This window comes from Bacillus sp. S3 (assembly GCF_005154805.1).
Taxonomy (GTDB): Bacteria; Bacillota; Bacilli; order Bacillales; family Cytobacillaceae; genus Neobacillus.
In genome coordinates this window covers 1,488,534-1,506,275 of sequence record NZ_CP039727.1, presented here as the reverse complement: position 1 = coordinate 1,506,275, position 17,742 = coordinate 1,488,534, and the positions used below count along the sequence as shown (strand labels likewise).

Sequence of the window (17,742 nt, the reverse complement as noted above, 5' to 3'; positions counted from 1 at the left end):
TCTTCCATTCTTTATGACTATCTTTTTTGTGTAATTTTTGGTATTGTATAAAGCATAATATGAACAACAGGGAGGGAATCATTGATGATCTCCGTTTTTATTGTCTTCGCTATTTTTATCTTGTTTTATGTAAATAAACTGACAAATTCTCTTTGTATCCAAAAAGAAATCCCAGAGGAAAACCAGCATAAGGTGTTCCGCACGATAAATGTTCTTATTACCATTTTACTGATCTCATCTTATTTGGAAATTTTATATACATAATCTAACGGTAAAAATAAGACGGCGGATTTGAATTTGTGTTGAAAACACTCCAACAAAAAATCGAAGCGATGAGGAAAGGTCTCATCGCTTTTAGTTTTTCATTTTTTTCTTAATAAACCCAAGAAGCCCCAATGATAATTAATAGGATGAAAAGGACTACAATTAACGCAAATCCTCCACCGTAAGCTGCTCCACCAGACATGTATCCTTACCTCCTCTCATGATAATTTTTTCATTTTAGTAAACCCAAGAAGCCCCAACAATAATCAATAAGATGAAAAGGACTACAATAAGAGCAAAACCAGCTCCATATCCTCCAGCACTCATCGAAATACCTCCTTTTTCATTTGCTAAGATATACTATTCAACATGGATTCATTTCGTTTAGGCACTTAGCTTATTTTTTTTGGAAAAGTCCTAAACTCGTTTATGTAATTTTCAATAAAACCTCACATCTTTTATTTTTGCAGTAGTTCCCATTTATGTTATAGTAAAGAATGTGGACAAAATGCCATACGAATTTACTGTTTAGGAGAGATTCAGCATGAAAAGATGGATTTTAGCCCTCACCATAGCTGGCGGGGTTCTTACATTAGGCGCTTGTAATCAAAGTGGTTCTGATACGGTGGTTGAAAGTAAGGCAGGAAATATTACACAAGAAGAGCTTTACAACTCAATGAAAGAAAAAGTCGGAGATCAAGCCCTGCAACAGCTTGTATATGAAAAAGTTCTTTCTAAGAATTACAAAATCTCTGATAAAGAATTAAATGAGAAAATCGATCAATTAAAATCAGATCTTGGCTCAAATTTTGAGGCTACTCTTGCACAGTATGGCTATAAAAGTGAAAACGATTTAAAGAAAACGATGAAGCTTGGCATGATGCAAGAAAAGGCAGCTCTGAAAGACGTAAAAGTATCTGAAAAGGAAATAAAGGAATATTACGATAGCTATCAGCCGGATATTAAAGCTCGCCATATCCTTGTTAAAGATGAAGCTACTGCTAATGAAGTAAAGAAAAAGCTTGATAGCGGTGCAAAATTTGATGAAGTTGCGAAGGAATACTCAACAGATACTGCGTCAGCCCAAAATGGCGGCGAATTAGGTACGATTAATAATACCAACAAAGGTCAATATGATCCTGACTTTACTAAAGCAGCTTTTGCCCTTAAAGCGAATGAAATTAGTGCTCCGGTAAAAACACAATTCGGTTATCATATTATCCAAGTAACAGAGAAAAAAGAGAAGAAGTCTTACGATGAAATGAAGAAAGAAATGGAATACCAATTAAAATCATCTAAATTAACAAGTGAAGACATTAATAAAGCAATGCAGCGTGAACTTAAAGCAGCGAACGTAAAAGTAAGCGATAAGGATTTAAAAGACGCACTTAATCCGGAAACACCAGCTGCACAACAATAATAATAAAGCGGAAGCGCCTAGGGCGTTTCCGCTTTTTCTATTGTCCAGCTGAAGCGCCTATTCCCCTGTAGCCCTAAGTTCTTCCCGCATTTCCTTTTCTCGCTCTAGACGTTTAATATAAATTTCTCCTTCTAGCTCAATGTTTTCCCTTTCTACCTCCCGTTCTTCTCTGCCCGTTTTAATTGCCATTATAGCACTGATTACAATTCCAACCACAACTGCATAAATCCAAATAGGTATCGTCAAAATATATTGCTCCCCTCTTAGTGGTTGTCCACTTTTTATTACAACTTATTCGGTATTCCGAGAAATATTCATTTCTTCTCAAAAAAAATAACCCTTTATGGGTTATTTTAATTTACTTATGAAACGCTGGCTTATAAAATGAACGGTTATCAAGGGCAAAAATTCTCTCTGTAAATTCACCTGGCTTTACTCGTTCTAAAGCACGATCCAGCATATTCATTTTTGCATCAAGATTATCTATATAATGAAGAATTTCCGCTTCCTTAATCATTGGCGGTTTCGGGCTGCCCCATTCTGCTTTTCCATGATGACTCAGGACAAGGTGTTGCAAAATTAATACCTCTTCCCCAGATATCCCAAGTTCTTCAGCCGCTTTGCCAATTTCGCTAACCATAATCGTTATGTGCCCGAGCAAATTCCCTTCAATGGTATAAACCGTTGATACAGGCCCAGACAATTCCAGTACCTTCCCCATATCATGTAAAATAACTCCTGCATACAATAGATCCCTATCAAGACTTGGATACAACGAAGCAATTGCTCTGGCCAGGTCTAGCATGCTGACAACGTGATAGGCAAGCCCGGAAACAAATTCATGATGATTTTTAGTGGCCGCAGGATATTCCAAAAAGGATTTTTGGTGTTTCTTAATTAAATGCCGGGTTATTCTTTGGATATTAGGATTTTTCATTTCGAAAATATATTGTGTCAGCTTGCTGACCATTTCTTCCTGACTAAGTGGAGCTGTCTCAAGAAAATCATCTAGCTTCACCCCATCAGCAGGGCTTGTTCGACGAATTTGGCGAATTTTCAGCTGACTCTTGCCGCGATAATTTTGGACATCTCCGAGAATTTTCACAATATTTTGGGCTGCGTAATTCTTTTCATCCTCTTCACCTGCATCCCAAAGTTTTGCCTCAATGTCCCCGCTTTGATCTTGCAGAATTAAAGTTAGAAACGGCTTGCCATTACTCGCAATCCCTTTTGTGGAGCTTTTGATTAAAAGAAATAATTCAACCTGTTCTCCAACCTCATAATCTAATATACCTTTTCCCATCCTTTACACGCTCCTTCCCATAGTGTGAGTATACCATATACCACTATTTCTCTATTAAATAATTTACAACAGTACCTTTTGCTAATGATAGAATATTTTCCCTCCGGAATTGGTGAAGCAGGTGTGAGTGACATGTAAAAAATAAGATTTGATTACGTTCCAGCCTTTTTAGAAGTTCAACCACTTTTTGTGTGCGTTTTGCATCAAAATTGACAAAGCTGTCATCAATGATAATAGGAAACTGATATTTTTCATATAGCGTTGTTGTCAGTGCAAGCCTGATAGAGACATACAATTGTTCCATCGTTGCTTGGCTTAGCTCATTTGCCGCAAATAAAGTATGATCTTCCCGCTCAACAAGAAAGCCAGAACCTTCTTTTTGCAGGTGAATCCTCGTATACCTTCCATCCGTTAGCCATGACATATATTCCTCCGCTTTTGAAAGCATCCTCGGAAGATGAACGTTTTTATATTTCTCTATCGTTTGTGCCAAAATGGCTTGCGATAAGCTATAGACTGACCACTCTTTCGCTATTTCTTCCATTTCAAATTTTTTCTGCTTGTAGCGGTGGAGAATATCTGAATACACCCCTCCATCCTCAAGTAGTTGTATTTCGTACTTTATCGCGGCATGTTCCTCTTGAAGCTTTTTCAATTTAGCTTGTACATGCTGTGCTTCTGAATTGTAATTGGCGACTGCTTCATCCGGATTATGAACCGCTAAATAGGTTTCCCTATCATGGACAGGGAGGAGTGAGTATTGAAGCTGGATCTCAAGCTGATTAAACCTTTCTAAAAGTTTATCATGTTTTTCTGTCTTGCCCCCAAGTTCATAGAATTGAAGTTCGGAGTCAGCCTTTGCAGCAGAAAACAGCTTATTTCTTTCAGTTTGTATTAGCTCCACTTCTTGAGATTTTTGGTTTAAATCAGCTATTAGTTCGGTAAGCTTCCTTAATCTTTCCTGACTTTTTATCTGCTTTTCATGCTCTTCCTTCAGCTTGTTTCTAAGTAGATAAGCTGAATTATGCATATCTAAGCCTTTTTCTTGCAAAAAGGCATCCTCATACGAGTTTATCCCTTCAACTATTTTTGACTGCCGCTGATTTATTTGCTCTAGTCTTAAAAGGGTTTGATTTTTTTCTCTGCAGATCGCTTTATATTGCTCTATTAATTCGAAAGCTTCTTGTAAAAAAGAAGCAGCGATATATTCGGGAATCTTTAATTCTCTGCTGATGGATATCAGCTTTTCTTTATTTTGAACCGCGTCTGCTTCCCATTGTTCAAATTTATTCAAAATCTTTTCGTATTGGGATTGCTGATGTTTTAGTTTGGTTTTATGCATCTGCAGCTCTTCAAGCCGATGATTATCCTGCAGTAATTGGTTCTTTAGCCATGTGATTTCAATATATTCTGCGGATTGAAGTTTTTCCTTTAACTCCTTTTCCTTTTCTCTTAACCCATTAATCTCTTTCTTCATGTCTGCTTCTTTATCTACTTTGGAACTCTTTGTTTTCAAAACAACCATGGCAAAAAAGCCTAACACTCCAAGAAATAGAAGTCCCCACTGCTTTGTGACCCCCCCATACACAATCAGTCCTAATAATAAACATCCAAATAGAAAAAATTGCAGCTTCCTCTGCTTTTGCATACGTTCATATGATGCTTTGTCCCGTTCCTGTGCCTGCTGAAGGAATTCTTGTTTTTCCTGTAAGGACCTCAATTCCCATTCAAGGCTTTGTTTATCATTTGAATCACTTATCTGTTTCTCAAGCTTCTCCCTTTCTTGTTTAGGCAGAACCTGTCTTTCAGCAAATCGGACCTCTTTTTCTATTTCCTCAAGCGTATTTTTTTCTTCCAGGTAGCGGTCCTCTAACTCTTCTTTTATTTCTTCGAGTTTTTGTCTTTTTCTAGAAGCAGCTTCAACTTGATTTTTCATATAAATATTTGTGTTGATTGCAATGATTTCTTCTTCTTGTAAGGGTAAATGAAGCTTTTCTCTTGTACTCGCAAGTTTTTCTTCATACTCCGCAAGTTTTGTCTCACATTGCTGTTTTTCTATCAATAATTGCTCCATAATCGGAACTTGATCAAGCAATCCTAAAATAGCAGACTCATTTTCAAGAATCGAATGCTCTGGCTCAATCTCCGCTAATTCCTTTTTTAAATTTTCTATTCTCTCGCTTATACTGATCATTTCTGCTTTCTTAGGATGGATTAATTGATTTAAATGTTCCATTCTTTCAAGCCCGCGTGCTGGGAATACAATTTCCCCCAGCTCTTTAAGCTCCTTTTTAATCCACTTTTCTTCTTTGACAAGCGGCTCGATTCTCTTCCATTCAGTCAATTTCTCTACCTTTTCGCCAATATCCTGAAGTGAATTTGTTAATTCGGCCATTTCCTGTTGAAGCAAGTCTTTCTTAGAAACCAAGTTTTCATATTCCTTATTCTTTGCAGCTGCTTTTTTCAAATCTCCATTGATTTCATGAAGTTCCTGTAATCTTTCATTTAATAACGGTTTCTTTCCGGACGGCTTAAAGCGGGCTTCCAGCTCTTTCTGCAGGACAGTTTCGGCTTTCGCTAACTGTTCTGTACCTAATGTTCCGGCAGAGAATAAGAACTTGCCGATTTCTTCCCCTTTCATTTGCTGAATGTTTTGCAGCCCATGCAAATTAAAAGAAAAAATTGCTTGGAATAAACTTTTATCGAAATTCGCTGTCAGTTCTCTTAACAGTTCTTCGCCGCCAATTTCTCCTGTATCCAATACTACCTTCAGATCGCCGGCTGCTTTTCCTTTGATTCGTTCAATAACGGCGTATCCGTAATCTTCATGATAAATCCTCATGTTTCCGCCGTATTTGCTGCTATGCTTTGGCTCATAACGAAGCTCTGTTTGTTGTTTAGTAGGAAAACCAAACAAGATTCCATGAATAAAAGCCATTATCGTTGACTTACCAGCTTCATTTTCGCCGTAAAAAACTTGAAAATCCTCCAAGTTCGCAATTTTAAGATTCTCTAATTGTCCAAAGCCATATATGTGAATTCCAATTATTTTCAACTCATCTACCTCTTTCCACAGGTTGATAAAGTAATTCGATCAGCAGTTTCTCTGCCTTTTCCAGCAGTTCTTTTTCTTCAGCGTCTGATAATTGAGACAAATGCCTTCTTCCCAAGGAATGTTCATACAATGGGGCTAAAGCATGTTCGACATTGTCATATTGCTCTATTGTTTCAAATAGCTCTGCATAAAAGTTAGCTTCTGTTTTTAATTGTTCTTTATCAATGGGGAAACTTTCGGTGATGTTTAACTCAACAATCCAAACAAAGGACACCTCATCCTTTTCATCTTCTCTAAGAAGCTCCATAAGGTCATCATGTAAGCTTCTTGTTTCACGTTCATCGGCTAATTGAATGTTTTTTAAACTAAGCTTTAACAGGGTGCCTGTTTGTATTTTGCGCACTTGGCTGATGGCTGTTTGACATAAACGAAGTACATCATGAAAGCTGCTTGCTGATTCAGCATTAATCACAAGTTCCTCCCAGACGATATCGGACGATTCGATAAAATCTAATTTTGCATCAATCTCTGACAAGGTAATATGATAAAACCCTTTACTGCCGGTTTCCTTTTTATTTCTCCCTTGGATATTACCCGGATAAATAATCGGGGGATTTTCAGACAAAACGGCCCGTTTATGGATATGTCCCAGAGCCCAATAATCAAAGTCTTTTGCGTGTAAGTCCTTGACTGAAAATGGGGCGTAGTTATCGTGGTCAATGCCTGTACTTTCATTGCCATGAAGGATGCCAATATGAAAATCTGCCCCATCTACCCTTATGTAATCATCTATTTTTCTGTCAAATATATGCCTGGTGGCGTAACTAAAGCCATAAAGATGCACCCATTCACCACTCTTCGTCTGCAGCACTTTTGTTTCAACCTCACTATGAAACACATGAACATTCGCAGGCATGTCAAGATGCACCCACGACCCATTTAAGTGGTCGTGGTTTCCATGAACTACATAAACAGGAATGTCCGCTTCAGCTAGCTTAAGCATTTCCGTCCGAAAGCGCGATTGTGCCCGTAAACTGCGATCTTCTCCATCAAATAAATCACCCGCTAAAATCAAAAAATCAACCTGCCGCTCGATTGCTTCTGCGGTAAGTTTTTTTAATGCTGTAAAGGTACTCTCCTTTACCCTAGAAAAGATATTTGCCGGTAAATGCTTTAATCCAATCATCGGGCTGTCCAAATGAAGATCCGCTGCATGAATAAACGATATCTTTTTCATAACAAAATCCTCTCAACGTCTTTTCTTTATTGTAGCATTTCCAAAAAGCGAATGCACGTTCTGTTCTAAAAAAAAAAAATAGAGTAGGGTAACCTCTTTCGAGGCTACCCCCTCATCAAACCGTACGTGCCCTATTAAGGCATACGGCTTACCAATGTGTTACAGAATCAGTACGTTGCTAATCTTTGTGCATATTTCATTTTACGAACAAGGTCGGGAGTATAATACTCTTGACCTTGTTCTTTTGCTTTAAGAACTCTTTTCTCCTGTTTCTCTTGTTGCTTCTCTTTCATTCGAAGAATGTAGCTTTCTAAGGAAAAACCGTATATTTTATGATAATAATACCAATATGAAGGGATGAGACCTATCATCGCAAAGAATTTATTATTCCACTTCGTTTTCATGGCATGACCTTTTCTTTGGCTTGGATGGGCATGTATCATGGATACTCTTAGTCTTTGCCGAATATAGCCATCTATCGCTTGTAACTCTTTCCCGAATGCTTTAAAGAAACATGAACTTGCAAATCCATGTTCTTCATTCGCTTTAATCGCTTTATATATGGTTAGAAAATAGTTAACCTTACCTCGTATTACAGGATTTACTTGGTCAATCCATTTTTCCTTGCTTAGGGTTAGAGTTTTCCTGGTTTTATCTTTGATTTTCTGTCGAAAATCCTTCCAAGTAGCTTCTTTTGGTTTGGCGATATAGTATGGCTTACCATCCTTTTTACGTTTTCTCCAGTGTTCAAACGTAAATCCCATAAAGTCGAAGTCATCGTCATCAAAATTTACAATCTTTGTTTTCTCCGATGCAAGCTCCAGACCGAGTTCGGCTAATTTATCTTCCGTAATCTCAGCCGCCTTTTTAATATCTTCTTCTGATTTAGCAAATATCAAGAAGTCGTCAGCGAATCTTACAAATCGAAATTTATGTTCTGCCCAAGTCCAGTCAAGTTCATTTAGATAAACGTTCGCAAGTAGTGGCGAGATGACTCCTCCTTGCGGAGTCCCAGAATCAGTTAAATGATATTTTCCTTCTTCCATATATCCCGCCTTTAACCACAGCCATATCATATCTAACACAGTTCCATCTGCAATGTATTTGTTTAAGACTTTTATTAGATTTTTGTGTGGAATATTATCGAAAAATCCTTTAATGTCTGCATCGAAGATGTAATTGTAACCTTGTTCGATATTTGCAAGGATTATTTGTAGAACACGCTCTGGTCCTACATTAGGTCTGTACCCACATGACCATTTGTGGAAAATACCCTTTTCAAATTTCGGCTGAAGAACGTTTACCAAAGCCTGTTGGACAATTCGGTCTTCTATATTTGGTATGCCTAGAGGTCTCTTTTTGCCATTTTTCTTGGGAATGTAGTGCCTTCTTACTGGGGAAGGTTTGTATTCTTTCTTTCTTAACTTTTGTAAAAGCGAATCTAAATTTTCTTCTAGACGGTATCTATAACTGTCAATCGTTTCGCCATCAATACCACCAGACCCTTTATTGGCTTCTACTTTTTCCCAAGCAGCTTTTAGTTTTCTGTCGAAAAGAATTTGTCCGTAAATACTATGCCATTTGAATTTTAACGCTTGATTCATTGCATATTCCGCACCCTTCATTGTGTACATTCAGCTCGTTTATACCGAAGTATCGTTTTCTGTTAGCATTACACACCTTTAAAGATGTGGAGCCACAAGGTCGTTCCCCTTCCGTTCATGTATGGTTTGGTCCATACACTACTTCCGTACTATGAGAACGTCTGACTTCTCCATCCACAGCCATCATTTCAGATTAACCTTATAGATGAATGTCCTTTCGGTAAGAATGGAGACCTCACGGGGTCATCGTACCTTCCTTTTAAACATACCCAGCACCATCACTTGGTAAGCTGTTTCTGCCCGGCTGATTCATTGAACAGAAACCATTACTGTTTGTAGCGGGCTTCCCATTATAATCGCATGGTCGCCAACTTACCCCGCCGCCGTGCTTCACACTTTTGCATTTGGGTCTGCTTATCCGACTACGGGTCTCTCGATTGTCCGCATCTCCTTCAGACACCACCTCACGGTGATGCCCTAGATTAGTCTTCACTAGTTGTATCAGCACTCTAATGGAAGGACTTCCACCTTCGAGAGAATGAGTCTTCTGGAATTCGGGAGTCGTGTTTACCGAGATAACGTACTCCAACCTTTAACAACTCATTCAGTGCAAGTAATCTGCACAAGGTACGACTGCCCGTCGCACAATGAAAAGCTCTACCAATATGGTAAAGCTTTTAAACACTATTCATTCTTTGTTAATTGTATTGCCCTTTTAATATCTTTATAGGAATTAGACTTTCCATACATTAAGACGCCGCCTCGATATACTCTGGCCCCAAATATTGCTAACACTATGATCGTTGCGATAAGAATGGCGATTCCTACTAATGCCTCCCAAGCCGGGATTGTCAGCATCCCAACACGTAAAAACATAATCATCGGTGTGAAGAAAGGAATATAGGACGTCGCTGTAATGAACGAGGCATCAGGTTTTCCAAGGCCAAACATGGCAATCATAAATCCTGCCACTACGAGCAACGTCATCGGTGTAATCATCTGCTGGACATCTTCAATCCGGCTGACAAGTGAGCCCAAAAAGGCCGCAAGAGTGGCATATAGAAAATAGCCGAGAATAAAGAAGATAACCGCATAGATGATGGTCCCGACAGGAATCTCGCCAAACCCATATACACCAAAAAAGCCTTCTTTTAACGATTCCATATTTTTTGTTAATGAATAATAACCTACAATTAAAAATGCTGCTAATTGCGTAAGACTTAATAGGCCAATCCCTAAAATTTTTGCAAACATTTGCTTAATTGGCGAGACACTGGAAATTAATATCTCCATGACCCTTGAGGACTTTTCCGTCGCTACTTCCATCGCAATCATGTTGGCATACATAATCACGGCAAAATAAATGATGAACAACAGAACGTAAACGAGACCCCGGGCCTGATTAAGCTCTTCTTCCGTTTTGGCATTTCTCTCAAGTGCAACTTTCTCAAAGGATACCGGTTCATAGAGCTTCTGCAGCTGCGCCGGAGCCAAATTAATCTGTGAGGCCGCAAGCATCGTCTTTACCTGCTGCATAGCTGTCTGAAGGTCAGTAAATAGGGCAGAATCCGCAATACTCATGGCTTTATAGGTCGCTTCAGGAAGTTTTTCATCATTTACCCGTAACAGTATAACTCCATTTACGTCTCCCTTTTCTACTTCCTTTACCGCTTCCTCTTTACTGCCTTTATAAAGCGTTAAGTTTATATCTTTGTTAATTGTTTTAAGTTGTTGTTTAAATGGGGCGTAAAGTTCCCCAGTTTCATCCAATACGGCCACATTGTCTTTTCCACCATTCTTATCAAAAAGATTAATGATATTATTGATATTTGTCAGGGCTAATACGATGATCACCGTCATAATCGTGGTGACGATGAACGATTTACTTTTTAGTTTGTTTAAATAGGTATGAAAAAGGATAATCCAAAAATTATTCATATGAATTACCTACTTTCTCGATAAAAATGTCATTTAAAGACGGTTCTTCAAGTGCAAATTTTCGGATGAACCCTTTGCCAACAATCTCTTTTAAGATACTATCTGACACTTGCTCCCCCTTAATCTGTAAAAGAATTCCTTCCATCGTCTTGGTTGCTTTAACCACCCCAGGAAAATGAGCCAATGATTCTAAAGGAAAATCAGCATGGATCATCAAATTCTTTTTGCCAAACTCACGTTTAATTTCCTTTAAAGAACCTTGAACTACCGGTTTTCCTTTTTGCATGATGCAAAGATGCTCGCACATTTCTTCGGCATGATGCATTTGGTGGCTTGAAAATACGATGGTTGCCCCATTTTGTTTTAGACTTAAAACAGCTTCTTTTAACATTTCAACATTTACCGGATCAAGTCCGCTAAATGGCTCATCAAGAATAATTAATTTCGGATTATGTACAACAGCCGCAATGAATTGGATTTTCTGCTGATTCCCCTTTGATAGTTCCTCTACCCTTTTATTCTCGTACTCGGGAATTTTAAATCGTTCCAGCCACTTTTTAAGCTCGGTTATGGCCTCACTCTTCTGCATTCCTCTTAATCTCGCTAAATAGACGATTTGGTCACGGACTTTCAGCTTAGGGTATAAACCTCTTTCCTCCGGCAGATAGCCAACCAGTTTGCTAGTCGAATAATCGATCGGTCGATCATCCCATGTGATTCTCCCGGCCGTGCTGTCGAGCAAACCTAATATCATCCGGAACGTAGTTGTTTTCCCTGCACCGTTTGCTCCTAGGAAACCAAACATTTCTTTTTCCGGAATCGTTAAGGATAAATCGTCAACGGCCGTAAATTGCCCAAACCGTTTAGTAACATGTTCAAGTTTTAAAACCATTACCTCACTCCTTTCCTTCCTTAATACGAATATAGCATAAGATGGTTTCATTTTCCTTTTTGCGCTATTTTGGGAATTATGCAAAAATGGAAGTATATTATTTTTAAAAGGGGTTTTTATAATGAAGATGTATAAATTAACAGCATTTGAAGCAAACGGTGAAAAGCTATTAGACGAAAGCTTTCAAGCTGAAAATGACGAGGTAGCGAAGAGACATGGGGAACAGTTATTATTGGAGAAAGATTTACTAGGAAAAACGCATCGCTGCACATCACCGAGCGGCAAGCTCTTGCTTTTCCATTCATGATAGAAGAAGGCGCATGAACAATTTTTCATGCGCCTCACTATTATTTTCCGATAAACCTCGGTTTCCTTTTTTCAATAAAGGCTTTGATTCCTTCTTGATGATCAATCGTTTCACGCATTTTTTGCTGGCCATGTTTTTCTAATTCTAATATTTTCAATAATTGCGGCCGATTCTTCTCGGCCATAATTTTTTTTGTTTTAATCATCGCCTGAACCGGGCGGCTTAACCAATCGGAAACTCTTGAATCCAATGCCTCCTGAAGTTCACCAGCCGCAACCTCTTGAATCAGCCCAATGTTAAACGCCTCGTCGGCACTTAGCATTTTCCCATCCCAGATCACCTGCTTTGCCTTCGTTTCACCCAATCTCTTTTCTAAAAAAAAGTGGGCGCCGCCGTCAGGGATCAGACCAATTCCAATAAAATTCATTGCCAGTTTGCTTGATTTGTCTGCGATAATATAGTCTGTTGCCAATGCTAAACTAAATCCCAAACCTGCTGCAGCACCTGTAACAGCACTAATGGTTAGCTTAGGCATGCTGTAAAGAGTTATAATTAATTCACTTATACAATCCATAACAGGGAAGAAATCGTTTTCATTCATGTTGGAAAGCATGGTTTTAATATCACCGCCAGCTGAAAAGGCCTTGCCTTTACCTGTTATCACCACAATGTCAATATCATCTGAATCGCTAATTTCTTTAAGCTGGTAAACAAGCCCCTTAATAACTTCTGTATCCATTGCATTTAAGCTTTCAGGTCTGTTCATTTCAAGTGTTGCCACACGTCCATCAATCCGCAAATTTACCTTATCTGTTACAAAATGCATCGACATGGTAAATCCCTCCTTTTTCTTCATTCAATTCCATTATATATGGAAAAGCGAGGAATAAAAATAAGTTTTCTTAATATATTGAATCTTCCTTTCCTCTTTAACATTCATCGCAAAAGGCAAGGGAGATATCCCTTGCCTTTTGTTTATTCATTTTTTCGCGATACTTCTTTTTGGACTTGGTCCCGTAAGGCCATCTTCAGGAATTTACCAACAGATGTTTTAGGGATTACATTAAGGAAAAGGATTTCATCTGGAATCCACCACTTGGCAAACTGCGGGGTTAGAAACGCTAATAATTCTTCCTTGGTAATTTTTCCTTTATAAGCATCCTTTAACACGACACAGGCTAGCGGCCGTTCCTGCCATCTTTCATGCGGTACGGCAACAACTGCCGCTTCGAACACTGCCTCATGTGCCATTAAGGCATTTTCTAAATCAACGGATGAAATCCATTCGCCGCCGCTTTTAATAATATCCTTTGTTCGGTCAACAATTTTCACGAAACCTTCTTCATCAATCGTGACAACGTCCCCCGTATAAAGCCAACCATCATGGAAGGCATCTTTTGTTCGCTCATCCTTATAATATTCAGAGGCAATCCATGGGCCCCGAAGGCATAATTCGCCCATTTCTTTGCCGTCCCAGGCAACTTCGCCATCCTTTCCAATGATTTTCATTTCCAGCCCAGGCACAAGAGTTCCTTGCTTGGCCCGCAAATTAAGTCTTTCCTCATAATCCAAATCCTCTTGGTAACTTTTTAATGTGGAGAAGAGCGCAAGCGGACTTGTTTCCGTCATTCCATAGGCGTGCATGAATGGCACCTTATATTTTTGCTCAAAGGCTTTAATCATCCCTTTTGGTGCAGCCGACCCGCCGCATAAAATGCCCCTTAAACTGCTTAAATCATAGTTACCTTCTTCTAGTTCTTTAAGTAACCCGAGCCAGATCGTCGGAACACCGCTTGTAATCGTGACTTTTTCTTGTTCAATTAACTCCGCCAGTAATTTTGGCGTGAAATACGGGCCTGGAAGAACGAGTGTAGTACCAAACCAGACCCCCGCAAATGGCATTCCCCATGCATTTGCATGGAACATTGGAACAACAGTCAGTGCAATATCTTTCTCACTTATGGCCGCACTGTCAGCAAGACCTAAAGCCAAACTGTGCAGGAAAATTCCTCTATGGGAGTAGACGACTCCTTTTGGATTGCCTGTTGTCGCCGATGTATAGCACATACCGGCAGGATCATTTTCATCAAGATTGGACGGATAGTTGAATTCTGGATTTGCTTCTTCTAACAGATGTTCATAATGATAGACGGGAGAGAGTTTTGTTTCCGGCAATTCTTTTTCATCAGTCATAATAATAAATGCTTTCACGGTTTTTAATTCGGCTGCACAGCTTTCAAGTAATGGCAGGATGTCCGCGTCAATAAGAAGAACCTTATCTTCAGCGTGATTAATAATGTAGGATATATGCTGAGGTGATAAACGGATATTAATGGTGTGGAGAACAGCTCCCATACACGGTATTGCAAAATAGGCTTCCAGGTGGCGGTGATGATTCCAGGCTAGGGTACCGACCCTCTCACCTTTTGTAACCCCTAATTTTGTCAGGCCATCAGCAAGCCTTCTCGTTCTTTCGGCTATTTGTTTGTAGGTAAACCTGTGGATGCCGCTTGCCGTTCTTGATACAACCTGTTTCTTAGGAAAAAACTTTTCCGCTCTTTCAATCATTTGCGTCATCGTTAAAGGTGTTTGCATCATAACGAAAATCCCCTCCAAAAGTGAAAGCGTTTTAATCGCCCGTAGAAATATATGGGGCAATCCTTGTAATTATTCGACATTTAGAAGGTATAATCCTTTATTAAGAACTGCTGAAAGAAAAAATTCTCCTGCTCGTTTTAAGCAGGAGATTCTTTACTAGAGAATAGTTCGTTTAATATTTTTATTTTTTCATCGGTGTAGGCTTCAAACCCATCATTATAGGATTTCGGATCCTTAGGGTTGGCAAAGTGAGTAATCTTCCCGGAAACGGGATCAATAAATTTACTTGCTGCCCCGCAGCCAAGTCCGATAATCGTCTGCTGCTCCTCCATGATCATAATATTATAGATACTTTCCTGTTCTGGGCGGGAGTAGCCGACATTCTCAAGATTGCCGAGAATGTTCTTTTGTCTGTACAAATAATAAGGCACATAGCCATGATCTTTCGTCCAATTTTGGGCAAGCTCCATCATCTTTTCGACCTCTTCGCGATCCGCGACCTTATATTTCTCTTTATTTTTGGTCATTTCTGATGCCCGCTTGAATGATAAGGTATGAACGGTCAAGGATTCAGGCATCAGCTTTTCCGTTTCAGCCAAGGAATGGGTAAATTCAGAAATCCCCTCACCCGGTAACCCAATAATTAGATCCATATTAATATTATTCATACCCATACTTCGTGCCATATGGTATTTGTCAATCGTTTCCGTAACAGTATGATGTCTGCCTATTGCCTTTAATGTTTCCTGCGTATAGGATTGCGGATTGATGCTAATCCGATCGATATCCCATTTGTTTAAAACGTCTAATTTTTCAGGTGTAATTGTATCCGGACGGCCCGCCTCAACCGTAATTTCACGGATCTGTTTCACATCCGGAAACGACGCGTACATTTCCTCATAAAGCATATCCATCTCTTCCGCTGTAATGCTTGTCGGGGTGCCCCCGCCATAGTAGACGGTTGTAATCCGGACTCCATTCTCTTTCAGCCAGGCACCAATTTTCTTCATTTCATAGTGAAGACCGCCTAAGAAAGAATCGACCGAGCCTTGCCTTCCGTTAATGGCGTAGGCAGGGAATGTGCAATAGGCACATTTTGTCGGGCAAAATGGGATGCCAATATAGATACTAACTTCATTTTGAAGCGAGTACAGGTCAGGAACAACAGCAAGCTGGCGGTCAACAATTTGCTGCATCAGTTCAATCTTCTCGTCGGTGATTAAATAATCATCCTTTAATTGCTGATGCGCTTTCTGTAACGGTATCCCTTCACGCACTTTCCGATGAAGTAATTTGGTTGGTCTGATCCCTGTCAAAATACCCCATTTTTGCGTAATGCCTGTCAAATCCTGAAGCACAGTTAAATAGACATGGGCCATGGCATTTTTTATTTGCTTGAATCTTTCCTTTTCGGAATCAACTGGTATCATTTCTTTTTGATAGCGAGAGGTAAGTACTTTCCCGCTCATATCATGTAATGCTGCAGAAACAATGATATGTTCATAAACCTGTAAAGTAAATTTTATTTTGAGGTCGGCGTCTTCAGCATCACCCATAAGTATCTTTGTCTCTTCAAAAAATAAATTGGCAATGAGCTGCAGCGGCCGGTTAAATCTTTCATCCTCTAATCCTATTATCGAAATTTTCATTAGATCACCTTTTTATAGTTTACAGAATCGCAAAAATAAGGTCAATACAGTGGATTTTATTGTCATTGAAAAAGATATCATCTGCGGAAGCGGATGATATCTTTTTAGGTTAATTTTTAATAATTTTCATTTTTCTTAAAAACTCAATTGGCTGTTGTTTGCGGAAATGCTCTTTGACCATATAGGCAACACCATGTTCATTTTTTGACCTTGTTACCCAGTCAGACGCTCGTTTTACTTTGAAATCGGCATTCCACATAGATACACCAAGACCGGCGGCTTCAATGAGCGGGATATCGTCCAAACTATCACCGATATAAACCATTTCACTCTTTCGAATGCCAAGCTGGTTGCCCAGATAGGTTAGTCCTGTTAGTTTTGAGACACCTGCAGCAACAATATCCAGCCGTAACGAATCAAGCTCAATGACGTCAACCTCGGTAAACATGTTAGCTAATGCATTTTTAGCATCCTTTAAATCTTGTTGGTCTTCAAAATATACCTCAATTTTCGGGGTAGTTACCGGCTGGTCATGTAAATATTCGCTCAATGTAGACACAAATTGTTGTGAATAGAAAACAGGATCACCCGAAGTGAAGACTGTTTTTGCCAGCAACTGATTGTGAAGCTTTAACTTATTGGCTAATGAAAATTGTTCATGGACGAGGCGGATTTGGCATGGTAACGTCTCTAAAAGTCGGACTGTATCATAGGTAATATCCTCATTAATTCTTTTTACATAAATTGGTTTTGTCTCAGCACCCGCAATATATGCCCCTTGATGGGTGATGAGCGGTGATTTTATTTTTAACGCTTTAGCCACTTTTTTAGCTGAAGGGAAGCTGCGAGATGTGACGAGCGTTACGTAAATTCCTTTTTGCTGGACATACTCAATAGCTTCTTTTGTTGATTTATGAATTTTTCCATTGGATTGGAGAAGCGTTCCATCAATATTTAACGCAAGCAAGCGATAAATCATGTTGTTGCCCCCTGTTCTTGGTGAAATTGCCCTACTATCACTTTTATGACTTTTCACTCGTTTATAGAACAGTAAAGCAAAGTGAAAAAGCCTTCGGTGTTCAAACCGAAGGCATTTCCTGTAATACTTACATATTTCCGTATAGGTCTTCTAATGGTTTCATAATAATCTTGTTTAATTCACCGATGATCATGCTCATCCGCTGTTCAGCTTCCATCAGATGTGAAATTTTTGGATTTTGCTGGACAAGTCCAACTGTTGATTGTGCCTGTTGAATTTCTTGTTCAGAAATATCCTGGCCCATCATTTGTTTCTGCTGCAGGTTCATTTGAATTTGTCTAAACTGGTCAAACATTTGCTTTGCCTGCGGGTCTGCATTTACCTGGTTATATGCCTGTTGTAATTGTGTGTACTCCGGACTTTGGCGGATTGCTGTCTCTAACGCATATGCGGAATCGTATAAGTTAACTGCCATTATGGGTCACTCCTTTTGAAA

The 17,742-nt window shown here is 39.2% G+C and carries 17 protein-coding genes; 3 read left to right on the top strand and 14 right to left on the bottom strand.

Annotated features, from left to right (window positions below; genetic code table 11):
- Positions 1 to 84 precede the first annotated feature (84 nt).
- Positions 85 to 264, top strand: a complete 180-nt coding sequence (locus tag FAY30_RS07160) for a hypothetical protein (RefSeq protein WP_066084143.1) — start codon at positions 85 to 87, stop codon at positions 262 to 264.
- A gap of 109 nt (positions 265 to 373) precedes the next feature.
- On the opposite strand, the gene FAY30_RS07155 is transcribed toward FAY30_RS07160, so the two are convergent.
- Both FAY30_RS07155 and FAY30_RS07150 read right to left on the bottom strand, forming a co-directional pair.
- Complete coding sequence (locus FAY30_RS07155; RefSeq protein ID WP_149869219.1) at positions 374 to 466, bottom strand: YjcZ family sporulation protein; 93 nt, start codon at positions 464 to 466, stop codon at positions 374 to 376.
- Positions 467 to 501: 35 nt separating this feature from the next.
- The gene (locus FAY30_RS07150; RefSeq protein WP_149869218.1) at positions 502 to 591 is read right to left on the bottom strand and encodes a YjcZ family sporulation protein; all 90 of its coding nucleotides are present in this window, start codon (positions 589 to 591) and stop codon (positions 502 to 504) included.
- Between the two features lie 217 nt (positions 592 to 808).
- On the opposite strand from FAY30_RS07150, the gene FAY30_RS07145 reads away from it, so the two are divergent.
- Positions 809 to 1,684, top strand: a complete 876-nt coding sequence (locus tag FAY30_RS07145) for a peptidylprolyl isomerase (protein WP_149869217.1) — start codon at positions 809 to 811, stop codon at positions 1,682 to 1,684.
- Between the two features lie 57 nt (positions 1,685 to 1,741).
- Here FAY30_RS07145 and FAY30_RS07140 read toward each other — a convergent pair whose 3' ends face one another.
- From FAY30_RS07140 to FAY30_RS07110, 7 genes are all read right to left on the bottom strand, one after another.
- On the bottom strand, positions 1,742 to 1,930 hold the full coding sequence (locus FAY30_RS07140) for a sporulation YhaL family protein (RefSeq protein ID WP_149869216.1): 189 nt from the start codon (positions 1,928 to 1,930) through the stop codon (positions 1,742 to 1,744).
- A gap of 112 nt (positions 1,931 to 2,042) precedes the next feature.
- The gene (yhaM, locus tag FAY30_RS07135) at positions 2,043 to 2,987 is read right to left on the bottom strand and encodes a 3'-5' exoribonuclease YhaM (protein WP_149869215.1); all 945 of its coding nucleotides are present in this window, start codon (positions 2,985 to 2,987) and stop codon (positions 2,043 to 2,045) included.
- Between the two features lie 43 nt (positions 2,988 to 3,030).
- Positions 3,031 to 6,042, bottom strand: a complete 3,012-nt coding sequence (locus tag FAY30_RS07130) for an ATP-binding protein (RefSeq protein WP_190284840.1) — start codon at positions 6,040 to 6,042, stop codon at positions 3,031 to 3,033.
- A gap of 1 nt (position 6,043) precedes the next feature.
- Entirely contained in the window at positions 6,044 to 7,279 is a 1,236-nt protein-coding gene (locus FAY30_RS07125; protein ID WP_149869213.1) for a metallophosphoesterase family protein, read from the bottom strand.
- A 167-nt stretch (positions 7,280 to 7,446) separates the two neighbouring features.
- Complete coding sequence (gene ltrA, locus FAY30_RS07120) at positions 7,447 to 8,883, bottom strand: group II intron reverse transcriptase/maturase (protein ID WP_149872629.1); 1,437 nt, start codon at positions 8,881 to 8,883, stop codon at positions 7,447 to 7,449.
- Between the two features lie 684 nt (positions 8,884 to 9,567).
- A complete protein-coding gene (locus tag FAY30_RS07115; protein ID WP_149869212.1) occupies positions 9,568 to 10,821 on the bottom strand; it encodes an ABC transporter permease in 1,254 nt (417 codons plus the stop codon).
- A complete protein-coding gene (locus FAY30_RS07110) occupies positions 10,814 to 11,713 on the bottom strand; it encodes an ABC transporter ATP-binding protein (RefSeq protein WP_149869211.1) in 900 nt (299 codons plus the stop codon). Before FAY30_RS07110 ends, FAY30_RS07115 begins: the two co-directional genes overlap by 8 nt.
- A 121-nt stretch (positions 11,714 to 11,834) precedes the next feature.
- On the opposite strand from FAY30_RS07110, the gene FAY30_RS07105 reads away from it, so the two are divergent.
- Positions 11,835 to 12,020, top strand: a complete 186-nt coding sequence (locus FAY30_RS07105; protein WP_149869210.1) for a YhzD family protein — start codon at positions 11,835 to 11,837, stop codon at positions 12,018 to 12,020.
- A 40-nt stretch (positions 12,021 to 12,060) separates the two neighbouring features.
- On the opposite strand, the gene FAY30_RS07100 is transcribed toward FAY30_RS07105, so the two are convergent.
- From FAY30_RS07100 to FAY30_RS07080, 5 genes are all read right to left on the bottom strand, one after another.
- Entirely contained in the window at positions 12,061 to 12,852 is a 792-nt protein-coding gene (locus FAY30_RS07100; RefSeq protein ID WP_149869209.1) for an enoyl-CoA hydratase, read from the bottom strand.
- A gap of 143 nt (positions 12,853 to 12,995) precedes the next feature.
- Complete coding sequence (locus FAY30_RS07095) at positions 12,996 to 14,618, bottom strand: long-chain fatty acid--CoA ligase (protein WP_149869208.1); 1,623 nt, start codon at positions 14,616 to 14,618, stop codon at positions 12,996 to 12,998.
- A 137-nt stretch (positions 14,619 to 14,755) separates the two neighbouring features.
- Positions 14,756 to 16,267 carry a coproporphyrinogen III oxidase gene (locus tag FAY30_RS07090; RefSeq protein ID WP_149869207.1) on the bottom strand — a complete coding sequence of 504 codons (1,512 nt, stop codon included), beginning with the start codon at positions 16,265 to 16,267 and terminating at the stop codon, positions 14,756 to 14,758.
- Positions 16,268 to 16,376: 109 nt separating this feature from the next.
- A complete protein-coding gene (locus tag FAY30_RS07085) occupies positions 16,377 to 17,246 on the bottom strand; it encodes a Cof-type HAD-IIB family hydrolase (RefSeq protein WP_149869206.1) in 870 nt (289 codons plus the stop codon).
- A 127-nt stretch (positions 17,247 to 17,373) separates the two neighbouring features.
- Positions 17,374 to 17,721 (bottom strand): YlbF/YmcA family competence regulator, encoded by a 348-nt coding sequence (locus tag FAY30_RS07080; protein ID WP_149869205.1) that lies wholly within the window; start codon positions 17,719 to 17,721, stop codon positions 17,374 to 17,376.
- Positions 17,722 to 17,742: the final 21 nt, after the last annotated feature.